The 22,874-nt window shown below is 41.0% G+C and carries 18 protein-coding genes; 7 read left to right on the plus strand and 11 right to left on the minus strand.

The window, feature by feature from the left end; genetic code table 11:
* Positions 1-234 precede the first annotated feature (234 nt).
* Positions 235-624: a YidB family protein gene (locus SJ312_RS15635; protein ID WP_004260854.1), complete on the plus strand. Its 390-nt coding sequence runs from the start codon at positions 235-237 to the stop codon at positions 622-624.
* A gap of 57 nt (positions 625-681) precedes the next feature.
* Here SJ312_RS15635 and metE read toward each other — a convergent pair whose 3' ends face one another.
* Entirely contained in the window at positions 682-2,955 is a 2,274-nt protein-coding gene (metE, locus tag SJ312_RS15640) for a 5-methyltetrahydropteroyltriglutamate--homocysteine S-methyltransferase (RefSeq protein ID WP_110592468.1), read from the minus strand.
* Positions 2,956-3,063: 108 nt separating this feature from the next.
* Between metE and metR the strand changes: the two genes are divergently transcribed.
* Positions 3,064-4,020, plus strand: coding sequence for an HTH-type transcriptional regulator MetR (gene metR / locus SJ312_RS15645; RefSeq protein WP_004260859.1), 957 nt, complete (start codon positions 3,064-3,066; stop codon positions 4,018-4,020).
* On the opposite strand, the gene SJ312_RS15650 is transcribed toward metR, so the two are convergent.
* The 3 genes from SJ312_RS15650 to SJ312_RS15660 form a co-directional block, all read right to left on the minus strand.
* Complete coding sequence (locus SJ312_RS15650) at positions 3,905-4,804, minus strand: carboxylate/amino acid/amine transporter (RefSeq protein ID WP_004260860.1); 900 nt, start codon at positions 4,802-4,804, stop codon at positions 3,905-3,907. The two genes, metR and SJ312_RS15650, sit on opposite strands and share 116 nt — an antisense overlap.
* A 57-nt stretch (positions 4,805-4,861) precedes the next feature.
* Positions 4,862-6,511: a Na+/H+ antiporter gene (locus tag SJ312_RS15655; protein ID WP_110592469.1), complete on the minus strand. Its 1,650-nt coding sequence runs from the start codon at positions 6,509-6,511 to the stop codon at positions 4,862-4,864.
* A gap of 263 nt (positions 6,512-6,774) precedes the next feature.
* Positions 6,775-8,121 carry an NCS2 family permease gene (locus tag SJ312_RS15660; RefSeq protein WP_004260863.1) on the minus strand — a complete coding sequence of 449 codons (1,347 nt, stop codon included), beginning with the start codon at positions 8,119-8,121 and terminating at the stop codon, positions 6,775-6,777.
* Between the two features lie 616 nt (positions 8,122-8,737).
* On the opposite strand from SJ312_RS15660, the gene SJ312_RS15665 reads away from it, so the two are divergent.
* Positions 8,738-10,426, plus strand: a complete 1,689-nt coding sequence (locus SJ312_RS15665; protein WP_319868071.1) for a hypothetical protein — start codon at positions 8,738-8,740, stop codon at positions 10,424-10,426.
* A gap of 46 nt (positions 10,427-10,472) precedes the next feature.
* On the opposite strand, the gene SJ312_RS15670 is transcribed toward SJ312_RS15665, so the two are convergent.
* Positions 10,473-11,756 carry an MFS transporter gene (locus SJ312_RS15670; protein WP_272574932.1) on the minus strand — a complete coding sequence of 428 codons (1,284 nt, stop codon included), beginning with the start codon at positions 11,754-11,756 and terminating at the stop codon, positions 10,473-10,475.
* 94 nt (positions 11,757-11,850) lie between these two features.
* A complete protein-coding gene (locus SJ312_RS15675) occupies positions 11,851-12,603 on the minus strand; it encodes a sulfite exporter TauE/SafE family protein (protein WP_094961400.1) in 753 nt (250 codons plus the stop codon).
* Positions 12,604-12,814: 211 nt separating this feature from the next.
* Here SJ312_RS15675 and SJ312_RS15680 point away from each other — a divergent pair, with 211 nt between their 5' ends.
* Positions 12,815-13,372: a helix-turn-helix domain-containing protein gene (locus tag SJ312_RS15680; protein ID WP_004260872.1), complete on the plus strand. Its 558-nt coding sequence runs from the start codon at positions 12,815-12,817 to the stop codon at positions 13,370-13,372.
* On the opposite strand, the gene SJ312_RS15685 is transcribed toward SJ312_RS15680, so the two are convergent.
* The 4 genes from SJ312_RS15685 to ivbL all read right to left on the minus strand — a co-directional run bounded on the left by SJ312_RS15685 (position 13,369) and on the right by ivbL (position 16,404).
* Positions 13,369-14,031, minus strand: coding sequence for a hypothetical protein (locus tag SJ312_RS15685; protein WP_165880093.1), 663 nt, complete (start codon positions 14,029-14,031; stop codon positions 13,369-13,371). The two genes, SJ312_RS15680 and SJ312_RS15685, sit on opposite strands and share 4 nt — an antisense overlap.
* Positions 14,032-14,226: 195 nt before the next feature.
* On the minus strand, positions 14,227-14,511 hold the full coding sequence (gene ilvN / locus SJ312_RS15690) for an acetolactate synthase small subunit (protein ID WP_004260877.1): 285 nt from the start codon (positions 14,509-14,511) through the stop codon (positions 14,227-14,229).
* A 2-nt stretch (positions 14,512-14,513) separates the two neighbouring features.
* Positions 14,514-16,211 carry an acetolactate synthase large subunit gene (gene ilvB, locus SJ312_RS15695; RefSeq protein ID WP_110592472.1) on the minus strand — a complete coding sequence of 566 codons (1,698 nt, stop codon included), beginning with the start codon at positions 16,209-16,211 and terminating at the stop codon, positions 14,514-14,516.
* A 103-nt stretch (positions 16,212-16,314) separates the two neighbouring features.
* On the minus strand, positions 16,315-16,404 hold the full coding sequence (gene ivbL / locus SJ312_RS15700) for an ilvB operon leader peptide IvbL (protein ID WP_099975407.1): 90 nt from the start codon (positions 16,402-16,404) through the stop codon (positions 16,315-16,317).
* A 331-nt stretch (positions 16,405-16,735) separates the two neighbouring features.
* Between ivbL and SJ312_RS15705 the strand changes: the two genes are divergently transcribed.
* Both SJ312_RS15705 and SJ312_RS15710 read left to right on the plus strand, forming a co-directional pair.
* On the plus strand, positions 16,736-17,908 hold the full coding sequence (locus tag SJ312_RS15705; RefSeq protein ID WP_004260887.1) for an MFS transporter: 1,173 nt from the start codon (positions 16,736-16,738) through the stop codon (positions 17,906-17,908).
* A gap of 242 nt (positions 17,909-18,150) precedes the next feature.
* Complete coding sequence (locus SJ312_RS15710) at positions 18,151-18,558, plus strand: helix-turn-helix domain-containing protein (protein ID WP_004260890.1); 408 nt, start codon at positions 18,151-18,153, stop codon at positions 18,556-18,558.
* A gap of 284 nt (positions 18,559-18,842) precedes the next feature.
* On the opposite strand, the gene SJ312_RS15715 is transcribed toward SJ312_RS15710, so the two are convergent.
* Positions 18,843-19,364 carry a single-stranded DNA-binding protein gene (locus SJ312_RS15715; protein WP_094961402.1) on the minus strand — a complete coding sequence of 174 codons (522 nt, stop codon included), beginning with the start codon at positions 19,362-19,364 and terminating at the stop codon, positions 18,843-18,845.
* Positions 19,365-19,980: 616 nt separating this feature from the next.
* Here SJ312_RS15715 and uvrA point away from each other — a divergent pair.
* Positions 19,981-22,815: an excinuclease ABC subunit UvrA gene (gene uvrA, locus SJ312_RS15720; RefSeq protein ID WP_165880091.1), complete on the plus strand. Its 2,835-nt coding sequence runs from the start codon at positions 19,981-19,983 to the stop codon at positions 22,813-22,815.
* Positions 22,816-22,874 lie beyond the last annotated feature (59 nt).

Raw genomic sequence — 22,874 nt, forward strand, 5'->3', positions numbered from 1 at the left:
ATCCACCTTAAACATGCTTTCACAGAATAATGTGATAGAAAATGTGACGCTCGTTATGTTTATTCACGTTTAATTCACAAATGAAAAATCTTTGTTTCTCTACTGGGCTATATTCAATGCATCATTTCTATTGACCTAAAACTCAAATTGCTGAAAATAGCCGACTACAATTTTTTGAATAATGCTCCATACTATGGATGAGAGCATAAATTGGCGGATTGCCTAGGAGATAACATGGGGTTATTTGAGCAAATGATGGGTATGGTTGCAGGCGATAAAATGCAACAATTTCAATCAGTAATAAACTGGGTTGAGGAGCAAGGTGGCCTTCAAGGTGTTATCGAAAAATTTAACGAGCAAGGCTTAGGCGGTGTTATTGCATCGTGGATCAGTGAAGGAAATAATTTACCTATCGATGCCAGCCAATTAATGCAAGTTTTTGGAAATGCAAATATCCAAGAATTAGCTCAACAGGTTGGCTTAGAGCCTCAAGCAACCTCAGAAATGATTGCTAAATATCTTCCTCAGTTGGTTGATAGCGCCACACCAAATGGCGAAGTCCCAGAAAACCTCGATTTGGCTTCTATCGGTATGAACTTACTGAAATCTAAATTATTTGGTTAATACTTTCTAAAAAGGCAGGGAAAACCTGCCTTTTTGACACACTAACTAATCGCCATTTTACTGATCATTTCTGAGCTGTTTCGCTGCTTCAACCATGTTAGCTAATGCTTGGCGAGTTTCTGGCCAGCCACGAGTTTTCAAGCCGCAATCTGGGTTTACCCATAAGCGCTCAACCGGAACACGCTTCGCTGCCTTTCTTAATAGCGCAACAATCCATTCCACATTAGGTACATTTGGTGAGTGAATATCGTACACTCCTGGACCAATTTCATTTGGATAATCAAAATCTTCGAATGCATCTAACAAATCCATATCTGAACGTGATGTTTCAATCGTGATCACGTCGGCATCCAATGCCGCAATGGAATCCATGATGTCATTGAATTCGCAATAGCACATATGGGTGTGAATTTGTGTGTCGTCATCCGCAATCGCAGCACTGAGTTTGAAAGCATCAACCGCCCATTTGAGGTAAGCTGCCCACTCGTCTCGACGCAATGGTAACCCTTCACGCAGTGCAGGCTCATCGATTTGAATAATACCGATACCCGCTTTTTGTAAGTCGTCCACTTCATCACGTAACGCTAGCGCAATTTGTTTCGCTATCGTTTCACGGCTAACATCTTCACGTGGGAATGACCAACATAGAATAGTGACAGGGCCAGTTAACATCCCTTTGACAGGTTTCTTCGTTAAGGATTGAGCATATTTTGCCCACTCCACCGTAATGGCTTCTGGCCGACTAATATCACCAATAATCACTGGCGGTTTAACGCAACGTGAACCATAGCTTTGAACCCAACCATTTTGGGTAAATACATAGCCATCAAAGTGCTCACCAAAGTATTCCACCATGTCATTACGTTCAGCTTCACCATGCACAAGGACATCGATATCTAAAATTTCTTGTTCTTTAATGGCTTGCTTAATATGTTCACTAATATTGGTGCGATAGTAGGTTTTATCCACATTCCCTTTTTTGAAGTCTAAACGTAATGTTCTGATTTCACTTGTTTGAGGAAATGAGCCAATCGTGGTTGTTGGCCATAATGGTAAGTTAAAGCGTTGACGTTGGCGCGCTGCTCGCTGTGGATAGGGGCTATAACGTTCTGTATCCCCTTCGCTGATTGCCGCCAAACGCTGAGCCACTGATGCATTATTTACACGAGCTGATGTTTTACGCGCTCGAATAGGTGCGCTGTATGTATCTAATTCAGCAATATGGCTGTCTGTTGGCTGATTTAACGCTTTTGTTAACAGAGCAAGTTCTTCGCATTTTTGGATAGCGAAAGCAAACCAGCTTTTCACTTCAGCATCTAAACGTGTCTCATCATTTAAGTCAATTGGGCTGTGCAGTAATGAACATGACGTTCCTACCCATATATCACGCTGACCTAAGAGCGGCTTCACCTGTAAGAATTTTTCCCCTAAGTCAGCCTTCCATACGTTACGACCATTAATAATTCCTAGTGATAATACCCAGTCTGCTGGCAGTATTTGGTGTAGTTTTTCAATATTATCAGCACCTGCAACCACATCAACATGTAGACCTTGCACAGGGAGTTGCTTAATCAAGTCTACATGGTGACTAATACCATCGAAATAGGTGGTTAGCAGTATTTTTATTTGGCCTGATAGCGCTTGGTAAGCCTGCTGATAAGCTTGCTGCCATTGCTCTGGTAAATCTAACACTAATGCGGGCTCATCGATTTGCACCCACTCAAGACCTTTTTCTGCTAAGCGCGACAAGATCTCCTGATAAACAGGTAATAATTCATTCAATAATGATAAGCGGTCAAATGGTTCCCCTTTCACTTTACCTAACCAAAGGTAGGTTATAGGGCCAATGATAACCGGTTTCACATTATGGCCTAATGCTAATGCCTCATCGACTTCATCAAGCAGCTGTGTCCAAGACAGGGAAAATTGTTGCCCTTTTTGAAATTCAGGCACGATGTAGTGGTAGTTAGTATTGAACCACTTCGTCATCTCACCTGCTGGAGCGGGTTTGCCCGTTGGTGCGCGACCGCGGGCTACTCGAAATAAGGTATCTAAATCAATCGAACCATCATCATTTTGATGGCGTGGCGGCACATTGCCTAATAACAAACTGGTTGTCAGCACTTGGTCATACCAAGCGAAATCACCAACGGGTAATAGCTCAACACCTGCCTCTTTTTGTTGCTGCCAATGGCGTACACGTAGTTGATAACCAGTTTCTAATAGAGCGGCTTGGTCAATCTTGCCTGCCCAATAATCTTCTTGTGCACGTTTTAGCTCTCTTTTTAGACCGACACGTGGAAAACCAAGTGTATGATTTATAACAGACATATTGACCCCTTAAAATATTTAGCCGTCTAGATGTTTACACATCCATAATCAACAGGTACTGTATAAAGCACAAGCGCAAATTTTTCATTGTCACCGTGAAGGTTTCTCATGATCGAACTAAAACATTTAAAAACATTGCAAGCGCTCAGCCAATACGGTTCATTAGCGGCAACAGCAACTCACTTGCACCAGACACAATCTGCTTTATCACATCAGTTTAGTGATTTAGAGCATCGGCTAGGTTTCCGGTTATTTGTTCGTAAAAGCCAGCCATTGCGCTTTACGCCACAAGGGGAAGTCTTATTACAATTAGCACAACAAGTCCTGCCATTGGTAAAAGATGCCATTCGGGTATGTAATGAGCCTGGGGTTTGTGCATTACGCATCGCGATTGAATGCCATAGCTGCATTCAGTGGTTGACCCCTGCATTACAACAATTCAGACAAACTTGGCCACAAGTCAGCGTAGATTTTAAGTCAGGGGTGACGTTCGACCCTCAACCTGAATTGCTGTCAAGGGAATTGGATATTGTGATGACCTCTGACATTTTGCCAGATCAAGGTATCCACTATACGCCAATGTTTGATTATGAAGTGAAATTGATTGTAGCGAATGACCACCCGTTAGCCAAAAGGCCGCATATTGAACCCCATGATTTGGCAGATGAAACGTTGCTTATCTACCCTGTACAACGGGATCGCTTCGATGTTTGGCGCCATTTTCTGCAACCTGCGGGCGTGTCTCCTAATGTGAAAAATGTCGATAACACATTAATTTTAATCCAAATGGTTGCAGCCAAAATGGGCATTGCCGCACTACCTCACTGGGCGGTTGATTCATTTGAAAAACAAGGGCTAGTAAAAACCAAAACCTTGGGTAGCGGTTTATGGAGCCGGCTGTATGCAGCTTGCCGTGAAGGAGAACAGCGCCAGCCAGCTATTGAAGCGTTTACTGAGACGACGACGGACCACGCCGTGGAGAACTTGTCTTATGTGAAGGCCGCGAAAGGATCCAACGCTTATGCACCCAAAGAGAAGCAACTATCAGGCTCGATCCTATGGTAAAACTCAGCCAATCCGGATGTTGTTGCCAGATAGCAAAATTCACTAATAACCCCGCTGGGACCATCATGTTATTCATAATAGCAAGGGTTCCAGCATCCACTTTGGTTGCGCCATAATTCCACATAAAGTAGCCAATGCCTGAAGCTGCAATACCCAACCACAGTAAGACGCCCCACTGGAGAGTCGTTGTCGGCATCATCGATTTATTACCAAATAGCAGCCATCCAAGTAATGCAATTAGCGTTGCACCAAGGTAAAACCATGAGAAAGCCTGATGTTGAGGGATTGGATGCACCTCCATCAGACGTTTATACCCCACCTGCCCAATCGCAAAAAAGATATTTGCTAACTGCACAAAAAGTAAACCTAACCAAAAAGATTCACTCAAGTGGTCATAACGAATAATTGCAGCGCCGATTACCGCTAATAGTGAGCTAAACAAATAGCCTTTACGCAGCTTTTGCCGTTCTAATAAGTCATAAATTAACGTGACATATAGCGGCGTTAATACCGTAAAAAGCAAAAATTCAGCAACAGTAAGGTATTGATAAGCATGGAAGACAAACAGGTACATGATACCTAGTTGGCAAGCGCCCACTAGCATATAGAGCGCAATCACTTTAGCGCTAAATTGGCGCCAACGTAGGAAAGGTAAAAAAACCAGCGAAGCCAGTGCAACCCGCACTAATACTGAAAACCAACTATCTACTTGACCCGCAAGGTATTCGCCGATAAGACTAAACGACGCTGCCCAAAGCAGCGTCGTGATAACAAGTAACCACATAATGCTGTATTTCGCCCCAAACTTAAGAATGTTGGCTAGAATACTCGCTTTTTGGTTTTAATGCTCTTTTTCGATCAAGACGGCTTCTAATAAATCCAAGTCAACCAGTAACGTTTGTAGCGTTTCATTACTGATTTTCTTGGTTGCGCGCAAGTGATAAAGCTCACCACGTTCTGCGCGTAATGCCGTTAAACGGAAACGCCGTTCAAGGTCTTCAACCAGCAAATTATGGTCAATTTCATCTTGTCCTGCGGTACGTCGCCTTAAATAACCCGTCACGCGGGAAGCGACTTCACTGATATCTTCTGAATCGAGTTTTTCATCAACGTCAGCAGATAAACGTTCCTGCATTTTATTTAAACTGACAATCGCCACTTCCGCCATCGCGGCTTTTGCCATGCGAATTTCATTGGCATCCGCTTCTTTATCTCCCACTTTAAAATTACGCAGCAGAAGCGGTAAAGCGACCACACCTGCAAAAATGGAAAATAAGATAACTCCCGCGGCAATAAACACGAGCTGGTAACGAGCAGGGAATGGCGAGCCATCCGTTAAAAATAACGGAATAGAGAGCACACCCGCTAAGGTAATAGCCCCACGTACCCCTGCAAAAGAGGCTAGCCAAAGCTCACGTACGGTATAGTTCGCAAATTGTAGTGGCTTTTTCTTTAAGAATAAACGGCTAAACCTTTTCATCAGCCATAGCCAACAAAAACGCAATAACAGTAAAGCAAAATAGATAATTGCCACCGCGGCAAATAGCATCCACGTTTCTACGCTTGGGTCGAGATCTGCTTGGATAACAGACGTTTCCCAGATACCGGGCAATTGAAGCCCTAACATGATGAAAACCAACCCGTTAAAGACAAATTCAAGCATCGACCAAACGCTATCAGCACGTAGCCTCATCGCTAATGGAGCGTTACGGATAACCCCCGATTTTGTGATGGTCATACCCGCCGCTACGGCGGCTAAAATACCTGAAAACCCAATATGTTCCGCAATCATGTATGATGCAAATGGCAGCAATAGCATAAATACAATTTGGGTTGCTGGGTCATCACCACTCCAACGGCTCATTAAACGTAACGATTTGCTGTACAGCCAAGTCACGATAATACCTGCGAGTAGCCCGCCAACCGCAACTTTGAAAAATTCAATGGTAACGCCAGAAGCACTAAACACCATAGTTCCCATGGCAATTGCTACCGCAAATTTTAATGCAACCAGACCAGAGGCATCATTCATCAATGCCTCCCCTTCTAGCACACTCATCATCCGTTTAGGGATACGCCCTTTTCCAACAATTGAAGATAACGCAACGGCATCAGTTGGAGATAGCACAGCCGCTAGAGCAAACGCAGCAATCAATGGAATACCTGGCATCAACCAGTAAATTAAATAACCAATCCCAATCACTGTAACCAGCACGAGAACCAACACTAAAATAAAAATTTCTCGACCATTTTGAAAGAACTCGCGTGTTGGGGTTTTCCACCCATCAACAAACAACAAAGGTGGGATTAACAGAACCATAAAAAGTTCTGGGTCAAAGGTGACATGCAGGCCGAATTGAGGCCAAGCCAACAGCGCACCGATAGCAATTTGAATGAGAGGAAGAGGAATACGAATAGGAAGAATTTTAGCGGCTACCCCTGAAACAGAGACAGCTAAAATCAAAATAAGAATAGTAAAGAAAATTTCCATGTTGCCCTTACTGAATTAACCTAGCGACTAGAACCTAAAATTTTGCCTGCCGCCGCATAGTAAGAGATAGCACCGTCCAGACCATGATAATTAAGACTAAGCCAGTAACCAGTGGAAATCATGCACATCCACTTGATTAACCGCCTTCTCTCTATTTTATCCCTAGCCATCCATTTTCGGGGAAAAAATTGAGACTTTACGATTAATTAATACAATAAGTTAAAAAGGTGGCAACACTAGCCACCTTTTTGAAATAATCCACTTTAGATTGCCAGACCTGAAGCGTAAAACACCACTAAAAGTACAGCAATAATCACAGTACCAATATTCAATTTGCGCCATTCGCCTGCGCAAATGCGGCCGATAACCAAAGCAGCAAAGCCTAACATGATCCCCGTGACGATATTACAAGTCAGAACAATGAATACGGCACACAATAAGCCAGACATTGAATCCACAAAATCATCGAAATCAAGCTTAGAGACATTACTTAACATTAAAAGCCCAACATACATCAATGCTGGAGCTGTTGCATAGGCAGGCACCAAATAAGATAGCGGCGATAAAAAGAGAATAAGTAAGAACAGTACGCCGACAACCACGGCGGTTAAACCTGTGCGACCACCAGCGGCGGTACCTGCTGCAGATTCAATATATACCGCCGCAGGAGATGCACCAATCGCACCCGCAAAGATACTGCTTACAGAGTCTGCGGTTAACGCTTTACCGCCATCAATAATTTGACCGTCTTTATCCAATAAATTCGCTTGCCCCGCCACCGCACGAATAGTGCCTGTCGCATCAAAAACCGCCGTCATGACTAATGCAAGTAAGCTTGGCAATACCATTGGCTGTAATGCGCCCATGATATCCATATTGAAAACCAATGAAAGCCCATCATCACCCAATGAAGGCAACTTGAAAAAACCTTGATATTTCACTGCGGGATCAAAAATTAAACCAATAATTGAAATTGCAATAATAACGAGGAGTACACCACCCGGAACACGACGTTTTTCTAAACCAAAAATAACCGCTAAACCAATGAGTGACATCAAAACAGGGAAAGACGTAAATTCACCAAGAGCAACAGGCAGGCCTGCATTTGGGTTTTTGATCACTAAACCCACTCCATTAGCAGCGATTAACAGTAAAAATAAACCGATACCAATACCTGTACCATGTGCAATACCCATTGGCATATTGCGTAATATCCAACTACGAATACCTGTAACAGAAATGATGGTGAACAAACACCCCATTAAAAATACGGCACCTAATGCCACAGGAATACTAATTTGCTGCCCTAATACCAAACTAAATGCGGTAAATGCAGTCAGTGAAATAGCACAGCCAATCGCCATTGGTAGATTGGCCCATAACCCCATCAATAAAGAACCAAAACCAGCCACTAAGCAGGTTGCAATAAAGACCGCAGTTGGAGGGAACCCTGCTTGCCCTAACATGCCAGGTACAACGATGACAGAATAAACCATCGCTAAGAATGTGGTTAATCCTGCAATGATTTCACGGCGAACTGAAGAGCCGCGCGCTGTTATCTTGAAAAATGAATCCAATTTGCAACTGGATGAAGCCTGTTGGCCTGACATGGTATACCTCTGCTGTTAATGGAAAACGAAGATTCTCAAATACTGCTAACAACTAACCTATACGTTGACGTAAACGATTACGTTTTTAAGAAAAAATAAACTAACTGAGAAAAAAAAACCAATAAAAACAGTTGCGCAATCGTTTGGCTTTTAAAATAGAATAAAACGTATCGTGAGGGGGGTAATTATCATTCTAAACAGGGGGAATGATCAAGTATTTTTAGCATTTCTTACCCATTTGCTGTTTTTAGCACCCAAATATGCAGATTCTTATGCAATAAAGATTATTTTCAAATAATGATTCTTTTTAGTTACATTTACTTTACGTAAAAATAGCTAAATACCTTTCATATAGTGTCTGTTTAAAGAGGGGGATCATTTTTTTGATACAATCCCAGAATATTTGCTTACAAAACCAATAGCTAAAAACTTATTTACTGGTGGTAATATGCGTCTTCTAAAAATAGAGCTAAAAAAACAGTTCCTATTGTTTTTTATTAAAAAATAAATATCACTTGCTGAGTAAATATATATTTAAGTATATAACCTGAATTATTATCAACTGCAGTTATAGTTTCAATTTAATCAAGTAAAAAACACATAAAACATATTAAAAATGTCAAATAAGAATGCACCATTAATCATATTACAGCGGAGTATTTTACTACTTTTCATTAGTTTTCTTGCTATGTATTTATTACCGGGAATATATAGCCACAGCCCTTGGAAACAAGATGAAAATTATAGTTTTGGTATTATTCAAACTATGTATGAGACTGGTAAATGGTTAGTACCTACAAATGCGGGTGAGCCATTTATGGAAAAACCCCCGCTTTATTATTGGGTTGCAGCTATTACCTCTCATTTATTTTCAAGCTTCATGCCACTTTATGATGCAGCTCGTAGTGCAAGCTTATTTTTTTCGGTGATCAATTTTTCATTTTTTATTCTTTTGGCACGTCGTTTTTTCCAAGCCACAGACTTCACTGATACTCGCATTTGGGTCGCTTTTGCACTGTATGCCTGTGCCCCCGGTATTATCAGGCATAGTCATGATATGTTTACCGATGTTGCACTGATGGCAGGCGCAACCATTGGTCTGTATGGGTTATTGGGGCTGATACAACAACAAAAAATGCGCATGTCTGCACTTTGGTTATCTCTTGGAACCATCGTCACCATGTTGTCAAAAGGCGTTTTCATCCCCGGAGTTCTCTGGATTTGCCTATTTTTATCTCCCATTTTTCTTGCTCAGTGCCGGACTAAGCAATTTTGGTTGCACAGCTTAACCGCAGGCTTAATCGCCCTTATCGCTATTTTACCTTGGCCTATCCAACTCTACCTTCAGCATCCTGATTTATTTATAGTGTGGTTTTGGGAAAATAATATCGGCCGTTTCTTTGGTTTTTCTGTTGAGAAATTAGGCGCAAAAGCTAACCTAACGCGGATCCCTGCAGCGGTTTCCTTATTTGCCTTTCCTTCCGGTTTACTAGCTGTCGCTTATTTTCTAAGGCACCCAATTAAGCGTTTATTTAATTCAAACGAATTTCTGTTAGCACTATTTCCTTTATTAGGCGTTGTTTTCCTACAGATATCAGCTTCTGGTCGCGCACTATATTTATTGCCTTTTATTGCCCCAATGGCCGTTTTAGGAACCCAAACACTACTTAGTTTCCCTGAAAAAATCCTTAATGGAATTGCCCGATTTGCGGCTATTTTATGGTCTGTACTCATTCTTTTTTTATGGACTTGCTATTTCATCGCCTTGACTGGTCATCAACAAGAATGGTTAGCTCCATTTAGCCGCTGGCTCCCCATGAGCTACCAAATGCCATTTTCTCCCATTGCATTTATCTGCGCTTTGTTAATTACATTGGTATGGTTTTTACGCAATAAAATTATTCCAAACCCTATACCACCTGCTTTTCATATGATGAAAAACTGGTTATTAGGCTTATGTGCTGTTTGGGGGGTAATTTTAACCTTGTTTTTGGGGTGGATAGACTACGCAAAAGGTTTCGAAGGGGTTTTTGTCGATTTAAACCAGCATTTATCTGGCCAATTTACAGAAAATGATTGTATGGCTTCTGATAATATTGGCGAATCTGAAGCGCCAATGCTCTACTATTACACTGGCGTATTACACCAACGCCAAGACCGGTTTGAAAAACCTGAACAATGCCGCTGGCTAATTGTACTCTCAAAAACGATTAAACCTGCACCACAAGGCATGGAGTTATTCTGGCACAATCACCGCCCAGATGAATTCCGAGAAAATCTAGTTGTGTATAAAGTTATTGAATAATTTATATGCGGTGCTCGCTAATTTGAGTAAAGCACCGCAAATCAACTTATTGGGTAACTTGTTCAACCGTTTGGGCGCTGTATTTTTCTCGTGTGAACCATAAAAATACTGTTACAGACAGAACCAATAACACCGGTAAACCTACAGGTGAGATTGAAGTCGCAACCCCAGCAAGTAATGGCCCTGATAAATTGCCAATTCCCCACAGCATAGCGGCAGCTGCATTAGCGATGATCAACTCATTCCCTTTGAAATATTGGCCGATTTGAACCAAAGCAATGGTATAAATTGCCCCTGCAGTCGCCCCTAAAACAAACAACAATACCCAAATTAGATAAGGTTGAGTAATAAGGAAGGGCAATAATAGACTGGCTGCAAGTGTGATAATGCCACAAATTCGGTATAGTTTTTCTCTATTCATATGGTCTGCTAGCCAGCCAAAAGGTAACTGCATAATGGCATCCCCAGCAAGAATGGCGCTAATCATTAATGCAGCAACCGCCTCTGTGTGCCCCATTCCCATACCATAAATCGGGAACATCGATAAAATAGTTCCATCAAAGAAGGCAAAAAATAAAATTCCACCACAAATACCCGGTGCGATTTTTACAAATTGAATAATTGAAAAATTAGATTTCGCGGCATTTTCAGCTAAACGGTCACCGACTTTTTGATCCATTAAAATAAATAGCACCACAGAGATTAAATGGATCAACGTACAAATCAATAAAGGTGATTTATCTTCCACACCATAATAAGCAATAAATGAAGGCCCAAGTAGCTGGCTTACTGTGAAGACTGTAGTGTAAATTGCCAAAATACGGCCCCGTTTATTTTCAGGCGATAATTCGTTAATCCACGTTTCCCCCAAGCAAATCATCACACCACTCGCTAAGCCCGTTACTAACCGTAACGGAAATAATAACCAAAGAGGTAACGTACTCAATAATGGTAATAAGCTAATGGCAGAAACAATCGTTGCCAATAGCATTGCTTTTCGCTTACCTGACCAACGCACAATACGTTGAACCACTGGTGCAATTAAAAACATGCCTAATGCAGGTGCCGCCGAAATAATGCCGATATACAACTCATTGAAACCATAGTTATTTAGCCTAAGCGCAACCATTGGAATACTTAGCCCAATAACGATACCAATGACCGCAATACTCATAGTGATAGTAAAAATAGCAAAAGATGGGGAACGACGAAAATTTTGTAAACGCTGATTATCAGAGCTCATGTTGAAATTAACCCGTTTCTTTTTTACAAAAGAACAGATTTTAACTCCATAAAATAGATGATTATGAAAAATAAAAAACCACATCATTACTAGTGAAACTAATAATGTTTGCGGTGATTGTAACACGACTTATATATTCTGCTATTTATCTTTATGAAACTATTTTTGACGTTCTAAATACTTAAAGGACGAAAAAATACCGATAAAGCAGCACAACACCTGATAATAAAATGATGACATTAATAACTTTTAAAAAGCTTTCACGTGAAATTCTTAATGTTATATGCCGTCCAGCCCACGTACCAATTAACATGGCGGGAGAAAATGCTAAAGCAATCAATAAAATATCTAGATTGAGATACACCCCCATCACTAAAAATATCACGACTCGAGTTAGTGTGCTAAACCCAATTAATGTCATTTGAGTGATACGAAAACGCTGTTTATCTTCAATTCGGCTAGATAAATACATGGCATAAATAAAGCCACCACTACCAAATAAAGCACTAAAAACACCACCCACTAAACTAAATGGAACAACTAATGCTTTTGAAAAGGGTGATTTTGCTTTTTTAGAAAAGAAAGCGTGGAGTACATAACCTACAACGAATAACCCAAGTAATAATACGAGTATATCGGGGCGGGTTTTTAATAAAATCGCAGCACCGACTAAACTCCCCACTATCATTAGTGGAATTATCCATTTAATTTCCTGATAATCCGCATTTTTACCATCTTTAAATAAATTTAAAATCGCGGCGGTTAAATCAATTAACGCCAAAATTGGAACAATCATATTTAACGGCAAATACATGGCTAATACTGGTGTTGCAATCAGGGCTGAACCAAAGCCCGCCATGCCAAAAACCAAATAAGCAAAAAGCAGTGTTGAGAAACAAATCGCCATTTCTGGTGATAATAATTCAAACGGCATGACCTAAACTCCAGACGTTTTTTAACATCCTCACTATAGTTTCTTTCAAATACAGAAAATAGTTTTATTTTTGTAGGGTTTTAAATTTCAAATCTATATCAAAAAACAAAATAGCCGCTTTAAATACAATATACAATTAAGCGTGTATAATTTGCTTCTCTGAGTAATACAGAATTAGCACAATAAATTAAAATTCAGGTAAAGACACATTGTGGATAAAAAAATTAATATAAAAATCGGGCAAAAAATTCGCTTACTGAGGCAAGCAAGAGACCTTTCGCTAAACGAACTATCGCGTATATCTGGAATATCGAAAGCGGCTTTATCCAAGCTGGAGTCCGGTGACTCAAACCCACGTATTGATACATTAGAGTCGATTGCTATTGCCCTACGCTTTCCACTTAGCGACCTGTTTACTCGGCAACATGAGGCTTATCCCTATTTCCTCAAAGCCACTCCCAGCGAAAAAGAGTATTCACAACAGTTTAAATTTCGCATTAGCATGGGAAATATCTCTGAAATTTGGCAATTAACCATGAAGAGAGGCGCTATCATCAATAGCCCCGCCCATATGAGTGGAACCCATGAACACATTATGGTGAATTCTGGCTCCCTCATGTTACGACTGCATAACGACCAAAATATCGTCTTAGAGGCGGGGGACTTTTATGCTTTCAGTGGTGATTTCCCACATAGTTATCTCTGTATGGAAGGAGAACTTCAAGCAACTGTTGTTATGACCTACTCCCATCTTAGTGATAGCGTTTAAATTACGGCATGTTGTGCATCATAACTAATGCGCAGTGTCCCCTTTTTAAATTTCATCGACTTAATTGAAAAATGCTGAATATTATCTAGCGAAGAAACATGTGTTCCACCACAAGGCATTTCTTCAGTTTGGTCGATATAACTGATCCGTAAATCATCCTTTTGCTTTATTGCAACGGAGCGTCCACTACGAATGCTTTGGTTAACAATATCTTCAATATATTGGCTATCGAGTTCATCAAAAGGAGTAACATCCCCTTCCATCATGCTAAATTCCACTCGAGATTCATCAGGAAAATGATGGCCTTTTTGTGCAAGCCAGCCAAAACGACGCAATTCCCAATTCAACAAATGACCGGCGGTATGAAGAGCAGCGTAGCGCTGACGTTTTTCTTTGTCTACCCTTGCAACCACATTATTTTCTTGGCTAAAAGTAACACCTTCAGGTATGTATCCTACAATTAGCCCACTAGACTGTTTCTTAATACGAACAGACATATCATTCACCCATGCTGTATCCATAGGTTGCCCGCCGCCTTGTGGGTGGAAAATGTTATCCTTTAAAGCTATCCAATACCCCTCATCATCATGCCCTTGTGCCAGTAAGGAGGTTTCAATTTCGTACTGATAAGTGTCCGACAAATAAATATTGTTTTGCATAATTTTATACCTGTTTACTATTCATATTGCCAAATACAAACCTGCAATACATTCGGTGAATCATTATCCGGTAGCTGATTTTATATCATCTTTGTTCGCTTTAAGAAACCCTAAATTATCACTATAATTAAATATAAAAGAAAATAGCCCATGCAATTGAATGGGCTATTTCAGTCATAAAATTTAATATCAGAATTACTGCAAATAATTTTCCATTGTTTCGAAAAGACGCAAATCATCACTAAAGCGTACTTCCCGAACATCTTCTAATTTTTCAACTTGGTTAATCATTTGCGACAAGCGCTCATCTTTTTGTACTAATAGCCATATACGGCTCTCATCTTTATCTTTAATCGGCATACATAGAATGCCATCAACGTTAAATGCTCTACGGGCAAATAAACCACAAATATGTGACATAACACCTGGGTGGTTACGAACAATTAGCTCTAAAGCAATCGGATGATGTTCAAATACCATAATTACGCTCCAATCATATCAATGTTAGCTGCACCCGGCGGAACCATTGGATATACCTTTTGATTAACATCGATCAAGGCATGGATCAAACATGGACCTTTGGTATTCATTATCGCTTCTAATGCCATCTCTGGGTCTGCTTCATTATTTAAATCGCAAGTTTGCAGACCAAACCCTTCCGCAATCTTGATAAAATCCGTTTGATACGGATAAGCTGCAGCAAATATGCGGTTTTCAAAAAATAAATCTTGCTGTTGATGTACCATTCCTAACGCTTGGTTATTCATTAAGATGATTTTGATATTCAGTTGATGCTCCGCTGCGGTTGCCAACTCTTGAATATTCATCATCAAACTGCCATCACCGGAAAAACACACAATGGTTTTTTCGGGCTTTGCCAGTGCAGCACCAATGGCGGCAGGCAGACCAAAACCCATGGTACCTAACCCACCTGATGTCAGCCATTGACGTGGGCGAGACAGAGGATAAGCTTGGGCTGCCCACATTTGGTGCTGACCAACATCCGTTGTCACAATCGCATCTTCGCCTGCTGCACGTGCCGTAGACAGAACTAAACCATAATGGTTTAACGGGTTATCAGCCTCGCTAAAATTCAATGGATATTTCTCTTTTAATTGATTAACTTGCGCCATCCATTCTGTGCGCTCATTACGTTCAACTAAAGGCAATAACAATTCCAATATTTGCCCCGCATCTGCATGAATTGCGATATCTGGGCGCTTAATTTTGCTGATTTCTGCTTTATCGATATCCACATGGATGATTTTCGCGTTAGGGCAAAATTTCTCAGCTTTCCCTATCGCCCTATCATCAAAACGCGCGCCAATCACAATTAATAAATCTGATTCTTCCATAATCATGTTAGTACTTGCGGCAGCATGCATACCTAACATCCCTAAATATAAGGGGTTTCGCATCGGGATAGTACCAAGTGCCATTAGTGTCATGGTTGTCGGTAATGATGCTTTTTCCGCAAATGCAATCGCCGTTTCTGTAGAATCGGAACTAATTACTCCACCACCAAAATACAGTACTGGACGTTTCGCGTTATTAATCATTTCAGCCGCTTGTAGCACTTTTTCCATGTCAAATGCAGGGGCTTTATCTTTCGGTAATACTTCTGGTATTTCAGTTAGTTCAATTGTGGCTGTTTGAACATCTTTTGGAATATCAATCCAAACAGGTCCAGGGCGGCCTGACTCTGCAATACGAAAAGCATCACATATCACTTGTGGCAATTCATTGATATTACGAACCAAATAGTTATGTTTCGTTACTGGAATCGAAATACCATAGGTATCAACTTCTTGGAAAGCATCTGTACCAATCATTGATGAAGAAACTTGAGCAGTAATACAAACCAGCGGGATAGAGTCCAGCTTTGCATCTGCGATAGCGGTCACTAAGTTTGTCGCACCAGGGCCACTTGAAGAGATACAAACCGCGGCTTTTCCCGTGGTACGAGCAATTCCCTGAGCTATAAAACCCGCACCTTGCTCATGACGTGCCAGTATGTGGCGGATTTTCTGGCTTTGACCTAATGCGTCATAAAAAGGTAAAGCCGCTCCACCTGGAATGCCTGAAACGATAGTAATACCGTGCTTTTCCAGTAAATGTACGATTAATTCCGCACCCGTAAAGCGGGTTTTATGTGGTGTTGTGGTGCCCGATTCGCTCATCATAATTATCCTTTGCTAGCCTGCGGATCCGAGCGAGAGGTGATAAAAAACCCCGCTCGGTTTGCGCCGGCGGGGTTTCTAAATCTGCGTTGATTTGTACCCGTTACGGCGCTAAGCCCACGACCACCACCACACGCACGACCACCGCGGCACATGGCGCGGTTAGTAGTAGGTTTGAGTGATTAGTAATCATGTTCACGGGATTTTCCTGTTTAGTCTGTCTAATTTATTGATTATTGTTTTTCAATTTCTTTTCTTAAGAAAACATAAATTTCTCAGGATGACAATCATTTTTTCTTGTTTTATTCCAAAGGAATGATAATTGCGACATTCATCACACACCACTCTAATGGAGATATTATCTACAAAAATAAAAAAATACAGCATTAATCGCTATTTTAAATCACCCAAAAAACCTTGACTTAAAGTCAACTTCAAGTTGTATCCTTTGCTCCAATCAAGGGGATTGCGCCCTTGATGGAAATATTAACTAATTGATTTTTAATTAATAAAAAGAGGGATATATGCCAAAATCCGTTTGGTGGTTAGCCATCACACTTGCATTATTTATCACAGGAAATGCTATTGTCCTTTCTGTAGCAGTGGTTATTGGCGAAAAACTGGCTACCAACCCAACTTATGCAACAATTCCACTGGTAAGCCAGTACGTTGGCTTAATCCTAGCAACTATTCCGATCGCGTTTTTAATGCAAAAGTATTCGAGAAGAGTAGGCTTTATTATTGGTAACATCGGTGGGTTAATCGGCGCAGGCTTTTCTATTCTGGGCGTGATAGAAAGCCATTTAATTTATTTTTCTATTGGACTGTTTTTTACTGGGATTGCTATTGGTACTGCACAACAATTCCGTTTTGCCGCAATTGAAGAAGCCCCCATTTCTTTACGAGCAAAAGCCATTGGCCTAGTTATGAGTGGAGGCATTGCCGCAGCCTTAATCGGCCCAACATTAGCTATTACCACCCAACGATTTTTTACAGAATACCCGTTTGCAGGGCCGTTCATCACGTTAGCCGCCATTTATGTAATCGCATTTATTCTATTATTAATTGTGCCATTAAAGAAAATAGTGAAAACGCCATCGGATGAAGTGTTAGTCAAACGCGACTACAGTGCATTGTATTCACAACCTATTTTAAAATTAATCGCCATTGTTAGCGCGGTTGGATATGCCATTGTGGTTTTCACCTTTGCCTCGATACCGTTATCTATGAAACAACATGATTTCGCCTTTTCCTCTATTGCAATTGTATTTCAATTCCATGTATTAGGTATGTTTGCACCGTCATTTTTCACTGGAACATTAATTCATCATTTAGGGACAAAACGCATTATTTTCTGCGGTATCATATTGTTAATTTTATCAGCGACTATGAACCTGCTAGGTAACCATTTTTACAATTATTTGTTGGCGGGTATTTTTGTCGGTGTCGCCTGGAATTTAATTTTAATCAGCACTACTAACCTATTACCACATACCTATGAAGCTCATGAACGCGCTAAAGTGCAGGGAATGACCGATTTTCTTATCTATTTCTTCGGTGGAATAGGTAGCTTAGGAGCAGGGGTTCTTTTCTTCACATTCGGTTGGCAGACGATGAATACCCTATCTGTCGTCATCTCAGCCATAATTTTAATTAGTTTCTGGAAGCTAAAGAAATATATCCCCAGCAACCAATGAAGAACTTTACCATAGTACCGTGTTTTTATATTCAAAGGGCGTAATAGTTTCATCTGTTGCTAATCGATATCATTATGAATATATCTCCTTAAGATAAACTCTACTGGCTATAAACTAATTAAAAATCGGTGTTTTGTCTATTTTACAAATTAACAAACTGTATTCGGTTTTGTTTACCATTTATTTATTGGCTATTGACTTAATGACGGATAAAATTAAAAAGTAACTAATAGGAAGATATTATGTATAAAGAAATCCCTGTTCCCTGTAATGGAAAATACACAGAATTTCAATCTACAGTTGTTAATGAAATATTAGTTTGGATTGAAATGAACTTAACCAGTCGTTTATTACTCGATGATATCGCACTCAGATCAGGATATACAAAATGGCATTTACAAAGAGTATTTAGAAAAGTCGTAGGTATGCCTTTAGGTGAATATATTCGCCGAAGGAGAATTTGTGAAGCCGCTAAAGACCTATGTTCCACCGAGCTTCAAGTTATTGATATTGCATTAAAATACCAATTCGACTCCCAACAATCTTTTGCAAAGCGATTTAGAGCTTATTTAGGTACGTCACCGTCAATCTATCGCCTATCGGGTGAAAGTCAAAATGACCCATTACTACTGGAACCTAAAGTAGCTTGATACGCTAATATGAAAATAAAATTTATATTTCCTTTTTTAATAACACTACCAATACAAAGCCCCATGTAAGTTAACTACTGGGGCTTTATTATTTCCCATTTAGTTAAGAAAACCTTAATTTAAAATTAATAAAACCTTAAGGTTTCAGTTTTATATTTACTTTACTATCTTAATAAAAAAATAATAATTTTTGGGGTATATAATTTTATACATTTATCTTTATTAAAAAATAAAGGCTTCACGAGGAAGCCTTTATTTTTTGTGCATTCTAATCAGCAAATAAATTAGAACGGAATATCGTCATCGAAATCCATTGGTGGTTCATTAGTCTGTGGAGCAGGCGCTGATGAGCGTGCGGCTGGAGCTCCGCCACCACTAAATTGCTGTGCTGCTTGCGGCTGTTGAGGTTGGCCCCAACCGCCTTGGCCGCCTTGACCTTGTGATGCTGCATCACCGCCACGGCCACCTAGCATTTGCATTGAGCCGCCGATATTCACAACAACTTCTGTCGTGTAACGGTCTTGACCACTTTGATCTTGCCATTTACGTGTTTGCAAAGAACCTTCTATATAGACTTGTGAACCTTTTTTCAGGTATTCACCCGCCACTTCCGCTAATTTGCCGAAAATAACCACGCGGTGCCATTCGGTTTTTTCACGCATCTCACCGGTTTGCTTGTCACGCCAACTTTCAGAAGTTGCCAGAGTCAGGTTTGCCACAGCTCCGCCGTTAGGCATATAACGGATTTCTGGATCTTGTCCTAGGTTACCGATAAGAATTACTTTATTTACGCCTCTGCTGGCCATTTATTACTCCTGATGCATTGAATTTTAATCTCTGGATTAGCCGTGAAGTTTACCACGACAGAGCTGATTTGCACCAATATTTGAAATTAAGCTTGTTAATTTGCGAAACGCTTTCCAGCTTTTAGTGAAATTCCATAGTGCTTTTGTCAGTATAGACACAAAATAATACACACCGCATCTATCTTTTCGATAAATTCAGATCGCTGTTTTTCTGTTTTTCTGTTTTTCTGTTTTTCTGTTTTTCTGTTTTTCTGTTTTTCTGTTTCACCATTAAAATCTTACTCTAAATAGTTCAAGCAGTGGCTAGGCGGCAAGCGAAGGTATCGTAGGGAGAATACAAAAGTATGTGACCTGCGTAGCTGAGAGCAGCCAACAACACCACGGTTTGAAATATGATGAACAGGACCTATTCTAAATAGTTCAAGCTGTGGCTAGGCGGCAAGCGAAGGTATCGCGGGGAGCATACAAAAGTATGTGACCTGCGTAGCTGAGAGCAGCCAACAACGCCACAGTTTGAAATATGACGAATAGGAAATACTGTATATCCATTCAGCCATAAATATGTGATAATAGTCTCTTGCGATTGTTCAATATCAAATCATCCGGGAAGTGGTAAATGGATAATATCGAAGTCCGCGGCGCACGCACGCATAATCTGAAAAACATCAATCTCATCATCCCTCGCGACAAACTCATTGTTATTACTGGGTTATCTGGTTCAGGGAAATCATCTTTAGCTTTTGATACCCTGTATGCAGAGGGTCAGCGCCGTTATGTTGAATCTTTATCTGCTTATGCTCGCCAGTTTCTTTCTTTAATGGAGAAACCGGATGTCGATCATATTGAAGGGTTATCCCCTGCAATTTCGATTGAACAAAAATCCACTTCACATAACCCACGTTCGACGGTCGGAACCATCACAGAAATTCATGACTATCTGCGGCTATTATTTGCACGTGTTGGTGAACCTCGCTGCCCTGATCACGACATACCGCTTGCGGCTCAAACTGTTAGCCAGATGGTCGATAATGTTCTGGCTCAACCCACCGATCGCCGAATGATGCTACTTGCTCCTGTCGTTAAAGAACGTAAAGGGGAGCACGTTAAGTTACTCGATAACTTAGCCAGCCAAGGCTATATCCGTGCCCGAATTGATGGGGAAGTTTGCGATCTATCCGATCCACCAAAGCTCGAATTACAGAAAAAACATACGATTGAAGTCATTGTCGATCGTTTTAAAATTCGTGATGACATCGCTCAGCGTTTAGCCGAATCCTTTGAAACCGCACTAGAACTCTCTGGCGGTACCGCAATTGTCGCGGATATGGATGATGCGAATGCAGAAGAACTGGTTTTTTCTGCCAATTTTGCCTGCTCTGTTTGCGGCTACAGTATGGTGGAACTTGAACCTCGCCTATTTTCTTTTAACAACCCTGCAGGGGCCTGTCCAAGCTGTGATGGCTTAGGTGTTCAGCAGTTTTTTGATCCCGAAAGAGTCATTCAAAATACTGAAATCTCACTCGCGGGTGGTGCAATTCGGGGTTGGGATCGCCGTAATTTTTACTATTTCCAAATGCTGATGTCATTAGCTGAGCATTATAAATTTGATGTAGAAGCGCCTTATGACACTCTGAGCCCTGCCATTCAAAAAATTATTTTATATGGTTCAGGCAAAGAAACGATTGAGTTTAAATACCGTAATGACCGTGGCGACATCACTGTGCGCCGGCACCCTTTTGAAGGCGTGCTCAATAATATGGAACGCCGTTATAAAGAAACAGAATCAACGGCTGTCCGTGAAGAATTAGCGAAATATATCAGCAACCGTCCATGTGTCTCTTGCAATGGGACGCGCTTACGTAAAGAGGCGCGCTTTGTATTTGTTGAAAATACAACATTGCCTGAAATTGCAGATTACAGCATTGGCCACGCAATGGAGTTTTTCCAAAACCTAAAACTTACAGGCCAGCGCGCTCAAATCGCAGAAAAAGTTTTAAAAGAAATTGGCGATCGCCTGAAATTTCTCGTCAATGTTGGGCTTAATTATCTGACACTTTCACGCTCTGCTGACACCTTGTCTGGTGGCGAAGCACAACGCATTCGTTTAGCAAGCCAAATTGGTGCTGGTTTAGTGGGAGTGATGTATGTCCTTGATGAACCTTCAATTGGCTTACACCAACGTGATAATGACCGCTTACTTGAAACCTTGATCCACCTGCGTGATCTGGGGAATACCGTGATCGTCGTTGAACATGACGAAGACGCGATCCGCGCTGCTGACCATGTGATTGATATCGGCCCGGGTGCCGGTGTACATGGTGGGCAAATTGTTGCCCAAGGAACGCTGGAAGATATTGTCGCAAACCCTGACTCACTCACTGGTAAATTTTTAAGTGGTGAGCGCAGAATTGATATCCCACAGAAACGCGTTCCAATAAATAAAGATAAAATGCTGACGGTGTTTGGGGCAAAGGGCAACAACCTGAAAAATGTGACGTTAAAAGTCCCTGTTGGGTTATTTACCTGCATCACTGGCGTGTCTGGTTCAGGCAAATCAACACTGATAAACGATACGCTATTCCCTATTGCTCAACGCCAATTAAATGGGGCGACTACCATCACCCCTGCCCCTTATTTAGATGTAGAAGGTTTAGAGCACTTTGACAAAGTCATTGATATTGACCAGAGCCCAATAGGCCGTACACCACGTTCGAACCCTGCCACCTATACTGGTGTGTTTACACCTGTACGTGAACTATTTGCTGGTGTGCCTGAGTCTCGGACTCGTGGTTATAACCCAGGGCGTTTTAGCTTTAACGTTAAAGGCGGTCGTTGTGAAGCTTGCCAAGGTGATGGGGTTATTAAGGTTGAAATGCACTTTTTGCCTGATGTGTATGTCCCTTGTGACCAATGTAAAGGCAAACGCTATAACCGCGAAACGCTAGAAATTAAATATAAAGGTAAAAATATCCATGAAGTGCTGGATATGACCATCGAAGAGTCCCGTGCATTTTTTGATGCCGTACCTGCCCTTGCCCGCAAGTTACAAACGCTGATGGACGTTGGTTTATCCTATATCCGCCTCGGTCAATCAGCGACGACGCTCTCTGGTGGTGAAGCACAGCGTGTGAAATTAGCTAAAGAGTTATCTAAACGCGGTACAGGGCAAACTATCTATATTTTGGATGAACCAACAACTGGCCTGCACTTTGCTGATATTCAACAGCTCTTAGTCGTTTTACATCAGCTTCGTGACCAAGGAAACACCATTGTGGTGATTGAGCACAACCTTGATGTCATCAAGACAGCGGACTGGATTGTCGATTTAGGCCCTGAAGGGGGTAGTGGCGGCGGTGAAATCTTAATTGCAGGCACACCAGAAGAAGTGGCTGAGTGTGAAAAATCTCACACCGCACGGTTCTTAAAAACGATTTTAGAACGCGGCTACTAAGTAAAAAGGCCATTAAAAAATAAGTAAGAAGATTATCAGGGAGCATTTTGTTCCCTGAT

Origin of the sequence: Providencia sp. CIM-Carb-044, assembly GCF_033901115.1 — a bacterium.
Lineage (GTDB): Bacteria > Pseudomonadota > Gammaproteobacteria > Enterobacterales > Enterobacteriaceae > Providencia > Providencia hangzhouensis.